This window comes from Streptomyces sp. NPDC111516, from assembly GCF_055635345.1.
Genome location: NZ_JBVKBV010000016.1, coordinates 1 through 18958 on the forward strand (window position 1 = coordinate 1; position 18958 = coordinate 18958).

Annotated in this window: 18 protein-coding genes; 12 read left to right on the top strand and 6 right to left on the bottom strand. The window is 70.1% G+C overall.

The annotated features are described in order from the left end of the window. Positions 1 to 98: 98 nt before the first annotated feature. The gene (locus tag ACZ7L9_RS26020; RefSeq protein ID WP_471418702.1) at positions 99 to 941 is read right to left on the bottom strand and encodes a siderophore-interacting protein; all 843 of its coding nucleotides are present in this window, start codon (positions 939 to 941) and stop codon (positions 99 to 101) included. 73 nt (positions 942 to 1014) lie between these two features. Beyond that, entirely contained in the window at positions 1015 to 1923 is a 909-nt protein-coding gene (locus ACZ7L9_RS26025) for a 5'-3' exonuclease (protein WP_471418966.1), read from the bottom strand. Between the two features lie 348 nt (positions 1924 to 2271). Here ACZ7L9_RS26025 and ACZ7L9_RS26030 point away from each other — a divergent pair, with 348 nt between their 5' ends. From ACZ7L9_RS26030 to ACZ7L9_RS26045, 4 genes are all read left to right on the top strand, one after another. Beyond that, positions 2272 to 3345 (top strand): quaternary amine ABC transporter ATP-binding protein, encoded by a 1074-nt coding sequence (locus tag ACZ7L9_RS26030; protein ID WP_471418704.1) that lies wholly within the window; start codon positions 2272 to 2274, stop codon positions 3343 to 3345. Next, positions 3338 to 5977: an ABC transporter permease/substrate binding protein gene (locus tag ACZ7L9_RS26035; RefSeq protein ID WP_471418707.1), complete on the top strand. Its 2640-nt coding sequence runs from the start codon at positions 3338 to 3340 to the stop codon at positions 5975 to 5977. The genes ACZ7L9_RS26030 and ACZ7L9_RS26035 overlap by 8 nt, the downstream gene beginning before the upstream one ends. A 162-nt stretch (positions 5978 to 6139) precedes the next feature. Then, positions 6140 to 6685, top strand: coding sequence for a helix-turn-helix domain-containing protein (locus ACZ7L9_RS26040; RefSeq protein WP_471418709.1), 546 nt, complete (start codon positions 6140 to 6142; stop codon positions 6683 to 6685). A 15-nt stretch (positions 6686 to 6700) separates the two neighbouring features. Further along, complete coding sequence (locus tag ACZ7L9_RS26045) at positions 6701 to 7408, top strand: helical backbone metal receptor (protein WP_471418711.1); 708 nt, start codon at positions 6701 to 6703, stop codon at positions 7406 to 7408. Between the two features lie 79 nt (positions 7409 to 7487). Here the strand turns inward: ACZ7L9_RS26045 and ACZ7L9_RS26050 are convergent, their stop codons facing one another. Continuing rightward, on the bottom strand, positions 7488 to 8312 hold the full coding sequence (locus ACZ7L9_RS26050; RefSeq protein WP_471418713.1) for a hypothetical protein: 825 nt from the start codon (positions 8310 to 8312) through the stop codon (positions 7488 to 7490). A 155-nt stretch (positions 8313 to 8467) separates the two neighbouring features. On the opposite strand from ACZ7L9_RS26050, the gene ACZ7L9_RS26055 reads away from it, so the two are divergent. Then, positions 8468 to 9565, top strand: coding sequence for a hypothetical protein (locus ACZ7L9_RS26055; RefSeq protein ID WP_471418715.1), 1098 nt, complete (start codon positions 8468 to 8470; stop codon positions 9563 to 9565). Between the two features lie 336 nt (positions 9566 to 9901). Here the strand turns inward: ACZ7L9_RS26055 and ACZ7L9_RS26060 are convergent, their stop codons facing one another. After that, the gene (locus tag ACZ7L9_RS26060) at positions 9902 to 11104 is read right to left on the bottom strand and encodes an amino acid deaminase/aldolase (RefSeq protein ID WP_471418717.1); all 1203 of its coding nucleotides are present in this window, start codon (positions 11102 to 11104) and stop codon (positions 9902 to 9904) included. A gap of 469 nt (positions 11105 to 11573) precedes the next feature. Here ACZ7L9_RS26060 and ACZ7L9_RS26065 point away from each other — a divergent pair, with 469 nt between their 5' ends. Both ACZ7L9_RS26065 and mycP read left to right on the top strand, forming a co-directional pair. Then, a complete protein-coding gene (locus tag ACZ7L9_RS26065) occupies positions 11574 to 12437 on the top strand; it encodes a hypothetical protein (RefSeq protein ID WP_471418968.1) in 864 nt (287 codons plus the stop codon). Continuing rightward, positions 12434 to 13633 (top strand): type VII secretion-associated serine protease mycosin, encoded by a 1200-nt coding sequence (gene mycP, locus ACZ7L9_RS26070; protein ID WP_471418719.1) that lies wholly within the window; start codon positions 12434 to 12436, stop codon positions 13631 to 13633. Before ACZ7L9_RS26065 ends, mycP begins: the two co-directional genes overlap by 4 nt. 29 nt (positions 13634 to 13662) lie before the next feature. Here mycP and ACZ7L9_RS26075 read toward each other — a convergent pair whose 3' ends face one another. Then, a complete protein-coding gene (locus ACZ7L9_RS26075) occupies positions 13663 to 14574 on the bottom strand; it encodes a serine hydrolase (protein ID WP_471418721.1) in 912 nt (303 codons plus the stop codon). 132 nt (positions 14575 to 14706) lie between these two features. Between ACZ7L9_RS26075 and ACZ7L9_RS26080 the strand changes: the two genes are divergently transcribed. Then, entirely contained in the window at positions 14707 to 15435 is a 729-nt protein-coding gene (locus ACZ7L9_RS26080; RefSeq protein ID WP_471418723.1) for an SseB family protein, read from the top strand. A gap of 118 nt (positions 15436 to 15553) precedes the next feature. Here ACZ7L9_RS26080 and ACZ7L9_RS26085 read toward each other — a convergent pair whose 3' ends face one another. After that, positions 15554 to 15916, bottom strand: coding sequence for a DUF1844 domain-containing protein (locus ACZ7L9_RS26085; RefSeq protein ID WP_093896122.1), 363 nt, complete (start codon positions 15914 to 15916; stop codon positions 15554 to 15556). 346 nt (positions 15917 to 16262) lie between these two features. Here ACZ7L9_RS26085 and infC point away from each other — a divergent pair, with 346 nt between their 5' ends. The 4 genes from infC to ACZ7L9_RS26105 all read left to right on the top strand — a co-directional run bounded on the left by infC (position 16263) and on the right by ACZ7L9_RS26105 (position 18743). Continuing rightward, positions 16263 to 16961 (top strand): translation initiation factor IF-3, encoded by a 699-nt coding sequence (infC, locus tag ACZ7L9_RS26090; protein WP_471418725.1) that lies wholly within the window; start codon positions 16263 to 16265, stop codon positions 16959 to 16961. Positions 16962 to 17081: 120 nt separating this feature from the next. Then, a complete protein-coding gene (gene rpmI, locus ACZ7L9_RS26095) occupies positions 17082 to 17276 on the top strand; it encodes a 50S ribosomal protein L35 (protein ID WP_072484441.1) in 195 nt (64 codons plus the stop codon). A gap of 109 nt (positions 17277 to 17385) precedes the next feature. After that, complete coding sequence (rplT, locus tag ACZ7L9_RS26100) at positions 17386 to 17769, top strand: 50S ribosomal protein L20 (RefSeq protein ID WP_189543645.1); 384 nt, start codon at positions 17386 to 17388, stop codon at positions 17767 to 17769. A gap of 140 nt (positions 17770 to 17909) precedes the next feature. Next, a complete protein-coding gene (locus ACZ7L9_RS26105; RefSeq protein WP_266745197.1) occupies positions 17910 to 18743 on the top strand; it encodes a TrmH family RNA methyltransferase in 834 nt (277 codons plus the stop codon). Positions 18744 to 18958 lie beyond the last annotated feature (215 nt).

Consider the following 18958-nt stretch of genomic DNA (forward strand, 5'->3'; position numbering starts at 1 on the left):
GCGGACCCGAGAACCACTACAAGGGCTGCACCCGTATCACCAGCCGAAACGCCGAGAGTTGCGCCGCCAGTCGAACCCCTAACCGAACGGCATTGCCCCTAGGCCGCCTTCTCCTGCTCGCGCTCCACCTGTGCGTTCCACTCGCGCTTGACCGAGCGCCAGGCGTCGTCGTTCTGGCCGAGCCGCCAGTAGCCCGAGATCGACAGCCGGGGGAGCGGGATCCGGCGGTCCAGGCGCAGATGGCGGCGGATCTCCTTCACGAAGCCCGCCTCGCCGTGGACGAACGCCTGGACCTCGCCCGCCGGGAACTCCAGCTCCTTCACCGCGGCGGTCAGTGCCTCGCCGACCGGCCGCTCCCCGCGGTGCAGCCAGGTGACCTCGACGCCGTCGGGCGTCATGATCTTCTGCTCCTCCGTCGCGTCCGCCACCTCGACGAGCGCGTGCACCACCGCGCCCGCCGGCATCTGCTCCAGGGCAGCCGCGATGGCCGGGAGGGCGCTCTCGTCGCCCGCCAGAAGGTGCCAGTCCGCCGAGGCGTCCGGGCCGTAGCCCCCGCCCGGGCCGAGGAACGTCACCTGATCGCCCGGGGCCGCCCGCATCGCCCAGGGTCCTGCGAGGCCCTCGTCGCCATGGACCACGAAGTCGATGACCAGCTCCTGGGCGACCGGATCCCAGGAGCGCACCGTGTACGTGCGGGTGGTGGGCCACAACTCCCGCGGCTGCTCCTCACGGATGCGGGCCATGTCGAACGGGTGCGCGTAGGCCGCACCCTCGGGGGCGAAGCAGAGCTTGACGTAGTGGTCGGTGAACCCGGAGAGCCCGAATTCGGCAAGACCGTCACCGCCGAGCACCACGCGGACCATGTGCGGGGTGATCTGCTCGGTGCGCAGAACGTGGGCCCCCTGCGCCTTGGGTGCCTGCCGTGCCGGTCGTTCTGCCACGAGGTTCTCCCTGCTCCGATTGCTTAGGCTTACCTAAGTTAGCACCTCGGTCGTGTGCTGTGGAGGGTCGGAGTCAGGCGTGCAGTGCGAAGAGCAGGCGTTGCAGCGCCCCGCCCAGTCCCCACCGCTCCGCGAGGGCTTCGAGTGCGACCGGATCGCGCGGCTCGGAGGGCAGCGCGGGGTCGAACTCCGGCAGGGGTACGTCACCGGCGACGCGGACCACCTTCGGTGCGACGGCGACATAGTCCCGGGCCTCGTCGAGCCGCTTGCGCTGCGAGGGCGTCAGCTTGGCGGCCGGATCGTCGACCGCTGCCATGATTCCGGCCAGATCGCCGAAGGCGTCCAGCAATTTCGCCGCCGTCTTCTCGCCGATGCCCGGGACTCCGGGCAGCCCGTCGCTCGGGTCGCCGCGCAGCAGGGCCAGATCGACGTATCCGGAGCCGTCCACCCCGTACTTCTCCCGCAGCCATGCCTCATCGGTCGGCTGGAGTGAGCCGACCCCCTTCAGCGGGTAGAGCACCCGCACCCCGCGGGCGTCGTCGACCAGCTGATAGAGATCGCGGTCGCCGGTGACGATGTCCACGGGGCCGGTGGCCAGGCCCGTGAGCGTGCCGATCACGTCGTCCGCCTCGTATCCCGGGACGCCGACCCGGGCGATGCCGACCGCATCGAGCACGTCCTCGATGACCGGCACCTGCGGGGCCAGGGTGTCGGGTGTCTCCTCCTCGTCGGGCAGTCCCGCGGCGGTCTCCACCGCGACCCGGTGCGCCTTGTACGAAGGGATCAGCTCCACCCGCCAGTGCGGTCGCCAGTCCGCGTCCATGCAGGCGACCAGGTCGTCCGGCCGGTGGTCCTGCACCAGGCGCCCGATGAAATCGAGCAGCCCGCGCACGGCGTTGACCGGCGTCCCGTCCGGGGCGCGTACCGAATCGGGGACCCCGAAGTAGGCGCGGTAGTAGAGGGAGGCGGTGTCGAGGAGCATCAGGCGTCGCGTCACACCCCCGATGATGCCGCACCCCACTGACAGGCCGTCGCGCCTCACCGGGACCGGCCGCCGGAGCCGGGGCGGCTCCGGCCCGGCTCTGCCCGCTCATGTGTGAACCGGGTCACTCTTGCGTTTGGCTCGTGTAAGTGAGGGCAGGCGCGCAGCCGGAGCGAAGCACGTAGCAATTTCAACTACTGCACGTGTCATGCGGGCCGAATCCGCGTCGCTCCACGGTCTGCCGGAGGGGGTGGCAGACCGTTTTTCGGTTCGACCCGCGAGGTGTATGTGTCAAGGCTGCAAGCCGAACATTTGTACAAAGTGTTCGGCAGACGACCCGATCAAGCCGTGCAGAAGCTCGAAAGCGGCGCCGACCGCGATGCGCTGCGCGCCGACGGAACGACCGCAGCGGTGATCGACGCCTCGTTCACCGTTGAACCGGGACAGATCTTCGTCGTGATGGGTCTGTCCGGGTCCGGAAAGTCCACGTTGCTGCGCATGCTCAACGGACTTCTGGAGCCCACAGCCGGTCGCGTGCTGTTCGACGGCCAGGATCTGACCGCCCTGAGCCCCGCCGAACTGCGCCACGTCCGGTCCTCGAAGATCAGCATGGTGTTCCAGCACTTTGCGCTCTTCCCCCACCGCAGCGTGCTGGAGAACGCCGGGTACGGCCTCGAAGTGCAGGGTGTGCCGCGCGCCGAGCGCGAGAAGCGTGCCGCCGAGGCGCTGGAGCTGACCGGTCTCGCCGGCTGGGAGAAGTCCTGGCCCGATGAGCTGTCCGGCGGTATGCAGCAGCGCGTCGGCCTGGCCCGCGCCCTGGCCACCGACGCCGACCTGCTGCTGATGGACGAGTCCTTCAGCGCGCTCGACCCGCTGATCCGCCGCGACATGCAGGACCAGCTGCTCGAACTGCAGAAGCGCCTGAAGAAGACGATCGTCTTCATCACCCACGACCTCAACGAGGCCATGCGCCTCGGCGACCGCATCGCCGTGATGCGCGACGGGAAGATCGTCCAGCTCGGCACCGCCGAGGACATCCTCGTCACCCCGGCCAACGACTACGTCGCCTCCTTCACCCAGGATGTCGACCGCTCCCGGGTGCTGACCGCGGGCGCGATCATGGCCGAGCCGCACACGGTCATGGGCACCACCACGGACGACGGCAAGGAGCTGCGTACCGCCGCCGACGTCCTGTCGGCCGCCCCGGCCACCGTCACCGAGTCCACGCCGATCATCGACCTCTTCACGCCCTGCTCGCAGAGCGGTGTGGCGGTCGCCGTGACCGACACCGAGGGCAAGCTCGTCGGCGTCGTACCGCGTGCCCGGCTGCTCGCCGTCCTCGGCGAGCCGATGACCCCCGCCGAGGCCCCGCAGGACGTCAGGCCCGGCGCGGTCGACACGAAGAAGGTGGCCAGTGTTTAGGCTCCCTCTCGGTGACTGGGTCGACTCCGCGGTGGAGTGGCTGCAGACCCACCTGTCCTGGCTGTTCGACGCGATCAGCGCGGTCGTCAGCGGGATGTTCGACGGCATAGCCGCCGTGCTCTCCGCCCCCGCACCGCTGCTCTTCGCGGGCATCGTCGCCGTCATCGCCTGGTGGCTGCGCGGTCTGCTCGCGGGAGTGCTCGCCTTCGTCGGCTTCGCCCTCATCGACTCCGTCGAGCTGTGGGACGAAGCGATGGACACCGTCACCCTGGTGCTCGTCGCCACCATCATCGCGCTGGTGCTGTCCGTGCCGCTGGGCATCTGGGCGTCCCGCTCGAAGACCGTCAGCGCGGTGACGCGGCCGGTCCTGGACTTCATGCAGACCATGCCCGCCATGGTCTACCTGATCCCCGGCGTCATCTTCTTCGGCGTCGGCGTGGTGCCCGGCATCATCGCCACCATCATCTTCTCGCTGCCCCCGGGCGTCCGGATGACCGAGCTCGGCATCCGCCAGGTCGACGGCGAACTCGTCGAGGCGGCCGAGGCGTTCGGCACCACCCGGCGCAACACCCTGCTGCGGGTCCAGCTGCCGCTCGCCCTGCCCACGATCATGGCGGGCATCAACCAGGTCATCATGCTGGGCCTGTCCATGGTGGTCATCGCCGGCATGGTCGGCGGCGGCGGCCTCGGTGGCGCCGTCTACCGCGCCATCGGCAACGTCGACGTCGGCCTCGGCTTCGAGGCGGGCATCTCCATCGTCATCGTGGCGATGTACCTGGACCGGATGACCAGCGCGCTCGGCCGCGAGGTCTCCCCGCTCGCCCGCCGCGCGCTGGCGAAGGCGCAGTCGATGGCCGGCGGACTCAAGGTCTGGAATCACCGCCCGCAGCCCGTCGTCGCCGTCTCCGGCATCGTCGTTCTCGCGCTCGTCGCAGGCGCCATGGGAATCTTCGGCTCGTCCGGCTCGGGCAAGTCCACCAGCACCGCCGATGGTTCGAACGTCGGTGCGGGCAAGAAGATCAGCATGGGTTACATCCCGTGGGACGAGGGCATCGCCTCCACCTACCTCTGGAAGGAGATGCTGGAGCGGCGCGGCTACCAGGTCGACGTCAAGCAGTACGAGGCCGGTGCGCTCTACACCGGTATGGCCAACGGCCAGATCGACTTCGAGACCGACTCCTGGCTCCCCGTCACCCACGCCAGCTACTGGAAGAAGTACCACGACCGCCTGGAGGACATGGGCTCCTGGTACGGCCCCACCTCGCTGGAGCTGGCCGTCCCCTCGTACATGAAGGACGTCCAGTCGCTGGACGACCTGAAGGGCAAGGCGTCGCAGTTCAAGGGCCGGATCGTCGGCATCGAGCCGAGCGCCGGTGAAATGGGCCTGCTCAAGGACAAGATCCTGCCGGGCTACGGCCTCGACAAGGAGTACAAGGTCGTCGACGGCTCCACACCGTCGATGCTGGCCGAACTGAAGCGGGCGTACGCCAAGAAGGAACCGATCGTCGTCCCGCTCTGGTCGCCGCACTGGGCGTACAACCAGTTCGAACTGACCAAGCTCAAGGACCCCAAGAACCTCTGGGGCAAGGGCGACGGCATCCACACCCTGGCCCGCAAGGGTTTCTCCGCCGACAACCCCGAGGTCGGCGCCTGGCTCAAGAACTTCAAGATGAGCGAGGACCAGCTCACCAGCCTCGAAGCAGAGATCCAGAAGTCGGGCTCGGGCAACGAGCAGCAGGCCGTCCGCACCTGGCTGAAGGCCAACCCGGGCGTCGCCGACAAGTGGACCCCCGTCGCCAAGGCCACCGCTACGCCCACGGGCGTGAACGGCAAGGACGAGCGTGACCGCGCCGTCGAGATGGCCTGGTTCCCCTGGGAGGAGGACATCGCCGCCACGTATCTGTGGAAGGCGGTCCTGGAGGAGCGCGGCTACAAGGTCAACCTCAAGCAGTTCGAGGTCGGTCCGATGTACGCCGCGATGTCGCGCGGCCAGATCGACGTGCAGTTCGACGGCTGGCTGCCGTACACCCAGAAGAACTACTGGGACAAGTACGGCTCCCAGCTGACCGACATCGGTTCGTGGTACGGCCCGACCTCCATCGAGGTCGCGGTGCCCTCGTACGTGAAGGACGTCAAGACCCTCGCCGACCTGAAGGGCAAGGGGTCGCAGTTCAAGGGCCGGATCGTCGGCATCGAGCCGGGCACCGCCACGATGGAGAACCTCAAGAAGAACGTGCTGCCGACGTACGGCCTGGACAAGGAGTACAAGGTCGTCGACTCCTCGACGCCGGGCATGCTGTCCGAGCTGAAGCGCGCGTACGTCAAGAAGGAGCCCATCGCGGTGCTGCTCTGGACGCCGCACTGGGCGTACAACGAGTTCAGCATGACCAAGCTGAAGGACCCCGAGAAGGCCTTCGGCAACGGCGACCGGCTGCACACCATCGCCGGCAAGGACTTCCCGAAGAACTACCCGCAGCTGACGAAGTGGTTCAAGAACTTCAAGCTGAGCGAGGAGCAGCTCGCCGGTCTGGAGAACCAGATCCAGAAGAGTGGTGCGGGACATGAGGAAGAGGCCGTGAAGGCCTGGATGGGGAAGAATCCGGGCATCGTGGACACGATGGCCCCGCAGTAGGGCCCGACAGGACCCGAAAAACGGGAAGGGGTGGGCACCGCCGTCGGCGGTGCCCACCCCTTCCCGCTGTCCGGAAGACGCTCATCCACCGGCCGACCTTGCGTAACCGTGTGCGTAATGTGCTGGCAGCCGGGAGGATGACGAGTCGGGAGGGAGCCGGACATGGACGACAAGGAAGCACTCCGCGTGGGCGCCGCGGTCCGACGACGGCGCAGATCCCTGGGGCTCACACTGGCCGTGGTCGCCACCCGCAGCGGCCTGTCCGTGCCGTTCCTCAGCCAGATCGAGAACGAGCGGGCCCGGCCCAGCGCCCGCTCCCTGGACCGGGTCGCCGAAGCGCTGGAGACCAGTACCGCACGGCTGCGCGCCGCCGCGGACTCGGCGCGCGCCGTCGATGTCGTACGGGCGGGCGAGGGCGACGGGGTACGCAGGGTGGTGCGCGGACGTCATCAGCTCAGCGCCCTGGAGTTCACCGGCGAGCTCGACCTCGGGCGCGAGTTCCAGCACCGCAACGACGAGGTGATGTACGTGGTGCAGGGCGCGGCGGAGGTGGAGGCCGAGGGGCAGGCGTACCGGCTGGAGCAGGGCGACACGCTGTTCCTGTCCGGTGGGGTGCGGCACCGCTGGCGGGCCACGGTGCCCGGTACGCGACTGCTGGTCGTCGCCGTCGCCGAGCACATCGACGCCACCTTCGACCCGCGTCGCTGAGAGAGGACGTCCGCCGTGCGAGTCGTCTCCCTGGTCCCCTCGCTCACCGAGGCCGTCGCCGTCACCGCCCCCGGCCTGCTGGTCGGCGCCACCGGCTGGTGCACCCACCCGCCCGGCCTGACCGCGGCCCGGATCGGCGGCACCAAGAATCCCGATGTGGCGGCGATCATCGCGCTCCGGCCCGATCTCGTCGTCGCCAACGAGGAGGAGAACCGCGAACCCGACCTCGCGGCGATCGGGGCCGCCGGCATCGAGGTGCTCGTCACCACGGTCCGCACCCTCGACCAGGCCTTCGAGGAACTGGAACGGGTCCTGGCCACCGCCTGCGGACAGGCCAGGCCACGCTGGCTGGACGAGGCCGAGGCCGCCTGGGCCGCACTCCCGCCGCCCCGTGCCCCGCGCCGTGCGGTCGTACCCGTCTGGCGCAGGCCCTGGATGGTGCTGGGCCGCGACACCTTCGCCGGGGACCTGCTGGCCAGGCTCGGCGTCGAGAACGTCTACGCGGACCACTCCGAGCGCTACCCCCGTATCCCGCTCGACGCACTCAACGCCGCGGGCGCCGACCTCGTCGTCCTGCCCGACGAGCCGTACCGCTTCACCGCGGACGACGGCCCCGAGGCCTTCCCCGCACTGCCCGCCGCACTCGTCGACGGGCGATTCCTCACGTGGTACGGGCCGTCACTGGCGCAGGCCCCTGCGGCGCTGCGAGCAGCGCTCCGCTGAGCAGCCGGTCCGCAGATCGGGAAAACGGTATCCGGTCACACCGACCGAGGCCGTGCAGTGCGTCACGTCGCCGCCCCGGTCACGAGTGTCCGATGGCGTACTGAGTGAAATCGTCCACCATGAGGACCCAGCCCTCCTCCTGGAAGATCCGGGTTCCCGTCTCCCGCAACTCCGGCTGCGTGGAGGCGCGTTCCACCCAGGTGAGGGGATCGGGCCCGAGAATCGCGCGGAGCGGGGCGGAGGCCGCCAAGAGGTCTTCGAGCAGTGCCGCCTGCTCCGCCTGTGCGGGCCGGGGTGTTCCGTCCGGTCCTGCGAGTACACCCATGGCGCTGGTGTACAGATGTACTTCCTCCAACATCTCCCCGTGCGGCAGCCGCATGGGGAAAGCGTCTCCGGGCAGCAGGACCCGCTCGTAGAACGGGACCTCCGTCTCGTCGACCGCTTTGAGCTGGTCGTCGTCCAGCCAGGTCGTGACCAGGGTCAGTTCGGAACGCTTGTCGGCGTAGGGCGCGGTGGCCACGTATCCGGCGGGGTAGATATGGGCGCACATGCCGATCGCGAGCCCGTGGGCCCGGACCGGAACCATCGGGACGGTGCCTTGCAGCCCGCGGCTCACCAGCTTGTTGTTCAGCTGCGCCGGTGATGCGTTGGAGCCGACGGACACGGCGGCGTGACGCTCCCGGAGCGGAGCCGCGCCCCGAGCCGACAGATGGGCGTCGAGCGGGACCGGTCCCTGCTCCGTGAGGACTTCCCAGGTTTCGACGGGGCCATGACCGACCGTCAGTTCCAGCAGGGATCCGTCATCGAGAAGAGAGGGTGCCGTGATCGGTCGTCCAGGGTACGAGAGTGGCTCCTTCGCCGGCACGGTCGCCAGGCCGAGGGCTTCGAGTGAACGATTCAGCACCTAGATTCTCCTCACCGACGACACACTCCGCTGCTGAGCTTGCCATAGCTGACGGTAGGACGGTCCGGTCGTTTACGCCACCTGGCTCAGCAAGCGTGAGGGCACGGCTAAAATCGAGCCGTTCAGCTCAAATGGCTTGTGGGGGAGGCGTTTTGATGATGCTGACGCGCGCGTTGATCAGTGGCAGGGGCCACCCGCGCTTCCGGACATCACTGCGCTGGTGGGTCGCCGAGCGCACGGCACTGGGACTCGTCGGTCTCGTGATCGGCGGGCTCGTCCTGCTGTCCGCGCTGATCGCCGTGGGGCTGACGCTCACGCTCGATTCCCCCCGCGGCCACGCCGAAAGACTGAGTGATGCGGGACAGTTACTGGATCTGACGATGCAGTCGCTGCGCGCCTGCGTCGGAACGGACAGCATCACTCCGCAGGACGACAACTCGGCGCAAGAGTTTCTCTCCACCGTCGCATCCGTGGTCGGTGCCGTCGTGCCCGCGACGATGGTGGGCGTCGTCTTCATCAAGATGTTCTCCGTACGGCCCTTCGTCTGGCGGAAGAAACTGAGTGTCTGCTACGCGCATCAGGCCGACGCCCGTGAGTTCGCCGAGGCGCACCGGGGCCGCGAGGAACGCATCATCGCCGTGCGGTTCTACAACCGGATGGAGAACCTCTCCATCATCGATCTGACAGCCCGTGTCTACCTCTGGTACCTGCGCAAGTCGCCGCACGACGGAACTCCGGTCTTCTACAAACAGCAGCTGCGGGTACTCGACCAGCAGGGCAATCCGGCAGATGAGCGCACCTGGTTCGTCATGGACCGTGGTTCTCCCTTCACCGTGTGGGTTCCCGTGGAAGCGGCCGTACCCGCTCTGCCGATCACCGAGATCCAGGGCACACGCCTCGACGGCGCCGAGTCCGTGAAGATCCTGGTCCGACTGACGGCCAAGGCCGGAGGGCTGGGCACGGAAGTCTTCGGCGAGCGCTGGTTCGACCTGGACGGCGAGGACTTCGAACTGGGCCGGTTCGCACCGCTCAAGCCACAGGTGGACGCGGACATACGCCAGTGGGAGGGGTGGCGGACCTTCGACCACCTGCTCGCGACCGAGGAGCACCGCCGGCCGCTGCCGGAGCCCACCAAAGAGGCCGGGCCTCTCCGGCGAGGCTTGGGCAGACGTCGGCGCTCGCCTTCCTGGACGACGGCCCCCGGGTCCGGATACCACTTCGCCCGCACCGGGCCCCGGGGAACCGGACTTTAGACCGACCGGCAAATGGGGGGCGGGCCGCTCCCCACCGCCGGCCGGAACACCCCGGAGCCGAGCGCAACACCGGTCGAGGGCGACCCCAAGGTCCTCGTCGACCAGCTCAACGGCATCACGCCGCCGGTCCCCGACGGGTGGGAGAAGCCCGAGAGCACCGTCGACGAGGCCCTCACCATGCGGACCGTCGACTCGTACAACTGCCCCGGCGACTCCTCCGACTTCTGCTACCACGGCACGGTGACCACCCGCACGGCGAACGGCGCGGACATCGCCTCCGTCGAGAAGCTCGCCGAGCAGGACATCACCACCGCCGCGAGAAGCGCCTGCCTGCGCTCAGAGGAACGTACGGCCCTCGCCCCGGTACGTCGGTACGGTCGCCGTCACCCGGTCGCCCTCGATCAGCCGCAACTCATCGAAGCGCTCGCACAGTTCACCGGCCTTCGCGTGCCGGAACCACACCTTGTCGCCGATCAGGAGATCGTCGGCCGGGGCGCCCAGCAGCGGGGTCTGCACCTCGCCCGGCCCCTCCTGAGGGTCGTAGCGCAGTCCCTCCGGCAGATACGGGACGGGCAGCCGGTCCGCCCCGGCCGGCCCGGACGCCGGATAGCCGCCGCCGAGGACCGTCACCACGCCCACGCCCGGCCGGCGCACCACCGGCTGGGCGAACAGCGCCGCCGGACGCGCCGTGAACGACGTGTAGTTGTCGAACAGCCGCGGTACGTAGAGCCCCGACCCGGCCGCGATCTCGGTCACCGCGCGCTCCGCCGCCGTGTGCTGCACACTGCCGGTGCCGCCGCCGTTCACGAACTCCAGGTCCGGAGCCACCGCCCGTACCGCTCGTACCACCTCGGCCCGCCGGGTCATCAGCTCCTTGCGGCCCGCGGCCTGCATCAGCCGGATCGCCCGGGAGCGCAGCGGCCGCCCGGCGACCGCGTCCCCGACCCCGGCGATGTGACCCTCGTACGCCATGAGCCCCACCAGCCGGAAGCCGGGCCTGCGCGCCACCGAGCGTGCCAGTTCGGCCAGTTGGGCGGGGGAGCGCAGCGGTGAACGCAGGGCGCCGATCCGGACCCGGCCGCCGAGCAGCCGCAGCGAGGTGTCCAGCTCCAGACAGACCCGGATCTCCTCGCGGCCACCGGCCCGCGCCGCGTCGATCAGCTCCAGCTGCGCGTGGTCGTCCACCATCACGGTCACGGCCGCGGCCAGTTTCGGATCGGCGGCCAGCTCGGCGAAGGCGGCCCGGTCGGCCGACGGGTAGGCCAGCAGTACGTCCTCGAAACCGGCCCGCGCCAACCACAACGACTCGGCCAGTGTGAACGACATGATCCCGGCGAACCCGGGCCGCGCGAGCACCCGTTCCAGCAGCGCCCGGCAGCGCACCGACTTGCTCGCCACCCGGATCGGCTTCCCGGCGGCCCGGCGCACGAGATCATCGGCATTCGCATCGAACGCGTCCAGATCGACGACGGCGATCGGGGCGTCCAGATGGGCGGTGGCCCGGTTGTAACGGGTCCGGTCAGCGGCGCGGGCAGTCATGGCCGCAGCTTGCCAGACGTCCGTACCGCTGGGTAGGGGGATGATCCGTGCAGATCGCCCGTGGGCAGGGCGTCCCGCTCCCACGGGGGCCGTTCCACCCCGTAGAGTGACGGGCACGCGGCAACCAACGGGCCTGCCTGTGACGTCGATCCGCGCACGGTACGGAAGAGGAACAGGGGGGCGGATGAGTACCGAGGCGCAGCGCGCTCCTGTCCCGCCCCGACCCACGACCCCGCCACCATCGGCGCCGGCGCCGGTCGCACCTTCCGCGGGCGCATTCGGTCCGCCACACCCGACGACACCGCCACCGCCCACGGCAGCGGTGCCTCCGCCCGCCCTCGCTGCGCCCGTGCCCACGCCGGACACCACCCCGCCCCGCCCCGAGCAGCCGCCCGCCGCCACCCGGCGACGGCCCGTCGGCGCAGTGGACCTCACCCCGCGTCCGGGAACGGCCCCGCCATCGTCCGGCCTGCCGCGCATCCCGCACCCGTACCAGCAGCCGCACCCGTACACGTACCGCCATCCGGTCCCCGAGACGCCCGCCGAGACCACCACCCGGCTGCGCCCGGTCCGGAGCCGCCGCCCGATCCGGACCGCGACCGCCGCGGCCTGTGTCGTCCTCGGGCTCGGGCTGATCGGCGGAGCGGCCACCGGCGCCTGGCTCACCAGTGATTCCTCCGCCGACCCGGCGGCCCACAGCGCCTACACCGTGGGCCGCTCCGCCTGGCACAGCGTCCCCGTGGACACCCTCTTTCCGCGCACCCTGGCCGGCGACGGTGCGGGGCCCGGCGGCGCCGACCGGGTCTGGACCCGGGTCGCTGTCGCCCCGGACAGCGGCTGCCGGGCGGGCCTGGATCCGCTGCTGGCCCGGACGCTCGGCCCGGTCGGCTGTGCGCGCATGCTCCGTGCCACGTACACCGACGCCACCAGAAGCAGCGTCACCACGGTCGGGGTGATCTTCACCGAGGGCGACACCGAGGCCATGAGAGCGCTGAGTACCCGTTTCACCGGCCAGCACCTCGGCCTGCGTACCGACCTGATGCCACGCACGTATCCCGTCGAGGGCACGGTCGCCGCGGGGTTCGGCGACCGGCAGCGCGCCAGCTGGACCGTCCATGTGCTGACCGAGGTCCCCGTCGTCGTGTTCGCCGTTTCCGGTTTCGCCGACGGTCGTACGGTCACCGATCCGCAACCCGTGGAAAAGGCCTTGGCCGTGAACGCCACCACGGCTGCCGCGCAGGCCGGACTCGGCCACGAGGCCAAGGGAATCGCCGACCGGATCGAGCGTGGCCTGCGCCGGACCATCACCGACCTCACGGAGAAGCCGGAATGATCCGCCGCACCCGCACCCGCCGCCGCGCGCTGGGCGCGGTCTGTGCCGCCACCGCGTTCGCGCTCCTGCCCGCGGCACCGGCCAGGGCCGACGCCATCCGGGACCAGCAGTGGGGCCTCGAGGCGCTCCACACCGATCAGGCCTGGCGGACCACCAAGGGCAGAGGAATCACCGTCGCGGTCGTCGACACCGGGGTCGACGGCAGCCTCCCCGACCTGGCGGGCCAGGTGCTGCCCGGCAAGGACATGATCGGCTTCGGCGCCGGCCGCGGCGACCGGTCCTGGGCGCGGCACGGTACCGCGATGGCGGGGATCATCGCAGGTCACGGCCATGGTGCCGGAGGTGGCGACGGAGTCCTGGGCATTGCGCCCGAGGCGAAGATCCTCCCGGTCCGGGTGATCCTCGAAGCCTCCGACCCGGCGCGCGCCAAGGCCCGGGAGTCCCGTGGCACGGCCCTCGCCGACGGCATCCGCTGGGCCGCCGACCACGGCGCCGACGTCATCAACCTCTCGCTCGGCGACGACAGCAAGTCGGCACACCCCGAACCGGGCGAGGACGCCGCCATCCAGTACGCGTTGAAGAAGGGCGCCGTCGTCGTCGCCTCGTCGGGCAACGGAGGCGAGAAGGGCGATCACATCTCGTACCCCGCCGCCTATCCCGGCGTGATCGCGGTCGCCGCCGTCGACCGGTACGGCACCCATGCCGCGTTCTCCACCCGCCGCTGGTACGCCACCGTCAGCGCCCCCGGAGTCGACGTCGTCGTCGCAGCCCCCGACCGCCAGTACTACGTGGAGTGGGGCACCTCCGCCGCCTCCGCGTTCGTCTCGGGCGCGGTCGCCCTGGTCCGTGCCGCGCATCCGGGACTGACGCCCGCCCAGATCAGGCAACTGCTCACGGACACCGCCCGCAGCGCCCCGAAGTCCGGCCGGGACGACGCCCGTGGGTACGGCATCGTCGACCCCGCCGCGGCGATCGAGGCCGGGGCCACGCTCCGTCCAGCCGGTCTGCGCGCGGAATCCGCCGAGGCCGGATACCGGAAGCGGTACTTCGGTCCCGGTCCCGGTCCCGAGCACCACCTCAGCGGCCCCGCAGGCTGGCTCGCACCCGCCGCGGGCGGCCTCGGTGCGGTCCTGCTGGCGCTGGCCGTCATGCTGTGGCGAGGCAGGGGCAACAGACCGGCCACCGTACGGCGCTGAACGCGGCTCCGGCAACGCTCGGGCCGCGCTCACCGGGCGGCGTCGAGCACGCCCACCGCCGCCTTCGCCACCGACTCCACGAGTGCGATCCCCGTCTCCATCGTCCGCTGCCCGCCCGAAAGCACCGCCACCAGATAGGTGCGGCCGTCCGCCTTCACCCGCCCGATGCTGTTGATGTCCCACAGCCCGGTCGTCGTCCGGGGCATCCAGCCGTTCTTCAGGGCCCAACTGCTGCCCGCCGCCGACACCCCCCACTGCTGGTCGTCCGCGACCTGCCCCATCAGCCCCTGCAGATACGTACGGGAACCCTCGCTCAGCTCCGACTCCGTACCGAACACCGCTTGCAACAAAGCCAGTTGATCCGCCGCCGTGGTCTGGGTCAGCCCCCATGCGTGCGCCGCCGTCGTCCCGGTCAGGCCCAGGCGTTCATTGGCCGCGTCGAGACCTTCCGCCCCGCCGATCGCCCGCAGCAGCGTGGTGGCGGAGGCATTGTCGCTCTGCTCGATCATGGCGGTCGCGTAGCCGTGCTCGCCGGCGGTGAGCGCACGCTTCTCGTCCTGGGTCCTGAGCAGCAGCGCCGCGAGTACGTCGACCTTGACGATGCTGGCGGTGTCGTACGCCCCGTCCCCGTAGACGGCCCGCGCCCCGCTCCCGGTTTCCAGCACCGCGACGGACACCTCCGCGTCACCCACGTCGGTCAGCAGCGGCTCCACCGCTGCGGCCAGCGCCGCGTCGAGATCCACCGCCGGCTCCTCAGCCGTCGTTGCCGGGTCCGGAGTGCTCCCGGCGGCCGGCACGGACGATACGGACGCCGAGGCGCGGGGAGCGCGATCCGACGACCGGCCGGCCAGACACATGCCACCCACGGCCGAACCCGCCAGCAGGAGCACGGCCGTCACCGATGCGGACAGGGCGGAGCCGCGGAACCTGTTTCGGGACATGCCCCGGACGTTAGGAACGGCACCTGAGAACAGGCTGGGTCCGACCTGTTGTCAGGGTGAGAAACCCCCGGTTGCCGGGGTAAGAAACCCCCGGTTGCCGGGGTGGGAAACCTCAGGCATTACGCTCGGCCTGTGGCGCTGAAGAAAATTCCGGACCCCGGTTACTCCGACGACGACGGCACGGCCGCCCCGGCCCTGACCGCGGCGCTCGCCGCCTGGGCCGAGGACCGGAAGGCCATCGGCCCGGTGCTCGAAGCCCTCAAGGGCGCCCGGCTCCTGGTCCCTGTCGTCGCCGTCCTGGGGGAGGTGGAGGAGGACGAGAAGGGACTGCGTCGCGAGAAGACCAGTGACATGGCCGTCCCCACCCTTCAGGCGGGGGACCGCCGAGCCCTGCCCGCCTTCACCTCGACCGCCTCGCTGGCCCGCTGGGACCCGCAGGCCCGCCCCGTCGCCGTACCCCTGCACCAGGCGCTGCAGGCCGCCGCGCACGAGAAGGCGGACACGGTCGTCCTCGATCTCGCCGGCCCGGTCGCATTCGAGCTGACCGGCTCCGCACTGCTCGCCCTCGCCGAGGGCCGCACCAGCGCCGATCCGCTGGACGACCCCGCGGTCACCTCGGCGGTACGGAAGGCGGTCGCCGCCGAGCCCGCGGTGCTCCGCGCCCACCTCGGTCCCGGCCGGGCCGACGGCACCCTGGCCCTCGTCCTGGCACCCGATGCGGATCCCGCCGACGCGGCCCGCCGGGTTGCGGAACTACTGGCGGCCGACGACGTCCTGCGTGCCCGCCTGGTGCGCGGCCTGGACCTGGCGCTGCTCCCGGCCGATGCGACCACGCCCGGTGAGGCCCTGTTCACGCGCTGACCCCCGAGCCGGCCGCCGGCTCGAAGTACTCGCGACGACGTGAGCCCCCTGCCCGGGCCGGGCAGGGGGCTCACGTCGTCGGAAGTCGTAAGTCGTAAGAGAGGGAAGGCGGGCGGGGTCAGCCGAAGACGGGGCCGGTGTACTTCTCGCCGGGGCCCTGGCCGGGCTCGTCCGGTACGAGCGACGCCTCGCGGAACGCCAGCTGCAGCGACTTCAGGCCGTCACGCAGCGGAGCCGCGTGGAAGGAGCTGATCTCGGTGGTGCTGGCGTCCAGCAGACCGGCCAGCGCATGGACCAGCTTGCGAGCCTCGTCGAGGTCCTTGTGCTCGTCGCCGTCCTCGGTCAGCCCGAGCTTCACGGCGGCGGCGCTCATCAGATTGACCGCGACCGTCACGATCACCTCGACCGCGGGGACCTCCGCGATGTCGCGGGCCATGTCGTCGAAGCCGGGGGAATCGGTGGTGGGGGTCGCGTCACTCATGCGCCATACGATAGGCCCACTCCGGTGCCGCCCCGTCTACGGGAGTGGCGGGCGGCAGCTGGTTCGCGCCCGCCCGGGGGAGCTGCTAACCTTGTGTAACGACCGGCTGTGCAGCTATGTGCTCAGCCCACAAGTGGAGGCTCCGATCTCCCACCTGGCTGTCCGTTCGGACAGCGGGTCACCGGTCAGGTGGCGCCCATCGTTCCGTACGGACGATGGAGCCGCCCGATATCGCCCCGCGGTTGACCGCGGCGGTGTTCCGGTTGTTCCAGGAGCCCCGCCTGTGTCCCGTCCGGGGCATTTTTCTTGGCCCTGGTGCGGTTGGTCTGACGAAAACAGACGTTACGTGGCTGTCCGCCAGGCGGCCGCGTGGTGCTACCGAGGAGGATCCATCAGCGCCGAGCCCCGCATCAACGACCGGATTCGCGTTCCCGAGGTGCGACTTGTCGGTCCCAGCGGCGAGCAGGTCGGGATTGTTCCGCTTGCCAAGGCCCTGGAACTTGCACAGGAGTACGACCTCGACCTGGTCGAGGTGGCGGCGACCGCCCGTCCGCCCGTGTGCAAGCTCATGGACTACGGGAAGTTCAAGTACGAGTCGGCCATGAAGGCCCGTGAGGCGCGCAAGAACCAGGCGCACACGGTCATCAAGGAGATGAAGCTCCGGCCGAAGATCGACCCGCACGACTATGACACCAAGAAGGGTCACGTCGTCCGGTTCCTCAAGCAAGGCGACAAGGTCAAGATCACGATCATGTTCCGTGGTCGTGAGCAGTCCCGCCCCGAGCTGGGCTTCCGACTGCTCCAGCGTCTCGCTTCGGATGTGGAGGAACTCGGTTTCATCGAGTCCAACCCGAAGCAGGACGGCCGGAACATGATCATGGTTCTGGGCCCGCACAAGAAGAAGACCGAAGCCATGGCCGAGGCCCGCGAGGCCCAGGCCGCCCGCAAGGCGGGGCGTCAGGGTTCCACCCCCGACGCCGAACCCGCGGGCGGGGCTGCCGAAGCGCAGCCCGAGGCTCCGGGCGACACACCTTCCGAGGCGTGACTCAGGGGGCCGCCATCCAGGCGGCCCCGGGTCTGCACGGAATTCCCACCAAGATCTGACGCCCCTGTTGTCCGGTGCCCGCACCGAGAGGGGCGCCACTGACGAGGAGAGAACGGCGCGATGCCGAAGAACAAGACGCACAGCGGTGCCAGCAAGCGCTTCAAGATCACCGGCTCCGGCAAGGTGCTCCGTGAGCGCGCCGGCAAGCGCCACCTTCTTGAGCACAAGTCGTCCAAGAAGACCCGCTCGCTGACCGGCACGGTCGTAGTGGCTCCGTCCGACGCCAAGAAGATCAAGAAGCTTCTCGGCAAGTGAGTTCGCGGCCCGCGGTGAACCCGCGGGCCGCGAACTCGACTCAGACCGGGACCAATTCGTTTCCGGGCCGTGTGAGTTCAACCACGGCCCCGCTACAAGGAGTTAAAAAGTGGCACGCGTCAAGCGGGCAGTAAACGCTCACAAGAAGCGCCGGGCAATCCTCGAGCAGGCCAGCGGTTACCGGGGCCAGCGCTCCCGCCTGTACCGCAAGGCGAAGGAGCAGGTCACCCACTCCCTCGTCTACAACTACAACGACCGCAAGAAGCGCAAGGGCGACTTCCGTCAGCTGTGGATCCAGCGCATCAACGCCGCTGCCCGCCAGAACGGCATGACGTACAACCGCCTCATCCAGGGTCTGAAGGCCGCCAACATCGAGGTGGACCGCAAGATGCTGGCCGAGCTCGCGGTCAACGACAGCAACGCGTTCGCCGCCCTCGTCGAGGTTGCCCAGAAGGCCCTCCCGAGCGACGTCAACGCCCCGAAGGCCGCCTGATCCAGGTCGCACTTCCTGTCTTCTGAGCCGGACCCGCAGGCGCTCGTCGTCTGCGGGTCCGGTGCGTTGCACGACATGTTCCGTACGTCCGTCACCTCCGTACCCGTCACCTCCGTACGCAGAGAGGCTCGCCGCCGACCATGGGCACCCCCGAACTGATCTCCCCGCGATCGCCACGCGTCACCGCCGCCCGGCGGCTGGCCAAGCGCAACTTCCGCGGCAAGGAGCGCAGGTTCATCGCCGAGGGGCCGCAGGCCGTGCGCGAGGCCGCCGAGCACCGCGGCAGTGACGGCGAACCGACGCTGATCGAGCTGTTCGCCACCGTCGAGGCGGCCGAGCGGTACGCCGACATCGTCGACGCCGCCCACGCGGCGGGCGCGCGGGTGCACCTCGCGGACGGCGGTGTGCTCGCCGATGTGTCGCAGACCGTCACCCCGCAGGGCCTGATCGGCGTCTGCCGCTTCCTCGACTCGCCGTTCGACGCGATCCTCGCCGCGAAGCCGAAACTGGTCGCCGTGCTCGCCCACGTACGCGACCCGGGGAACGCCGGTACGGTGCTGCGCTGCGCCGACGCCGCGGGCGCCGACGCCGTCGTGCTCACCGATGCCTCGGTGGACCTCTACAACCCCAAGTCCGTCCGGGCCTCCGTCGGCTCGCTCTTCCATCTGCCGGTCGCCGTCGGTGTCCCGGTCGAGCAGGCCGTGCAGGGGCTGAGGGACGCGGGCGTACGGATTCTCGCCGCCGACGGCGCGGGCGAGGACGACCTCGACGACGAGCTCGACGCCGGAACCATGGGCGGGCCGACCGCCTGGGTCTTCGGCAACGAGGCCTGGGGCCTGCCCGAGGAGACCCGAGCGCTGGCCGACGCCGTTGTGCGGGTGCCGATCCACGGCAAGGCGGAGAGCCTCAATCTGGCGACGGCGGCGGCCGTGTGCCTGTACGCCTCCGCACGGGCCCAGCGTCCGCGCCGCTAGTGCCGTGACCGGCAATGTTTGCCCCGTAAGGAGCGTTGTCCGGTGCGTGCGATCGCAAGGCGGCCGGAAGTCCTTGGATGGGGTCTCCCCTGCTCGAACGAAGTTGAGAGCTTGGGGAAGGAGCTACCAGGGCTTTTGGCCAACGCGGAAGGGGGTCCCCCCTGGCCCTTGAGGCCTTGGGGGAGTGCGTGCTGGGCGGCGCGACGGGGCAAAGC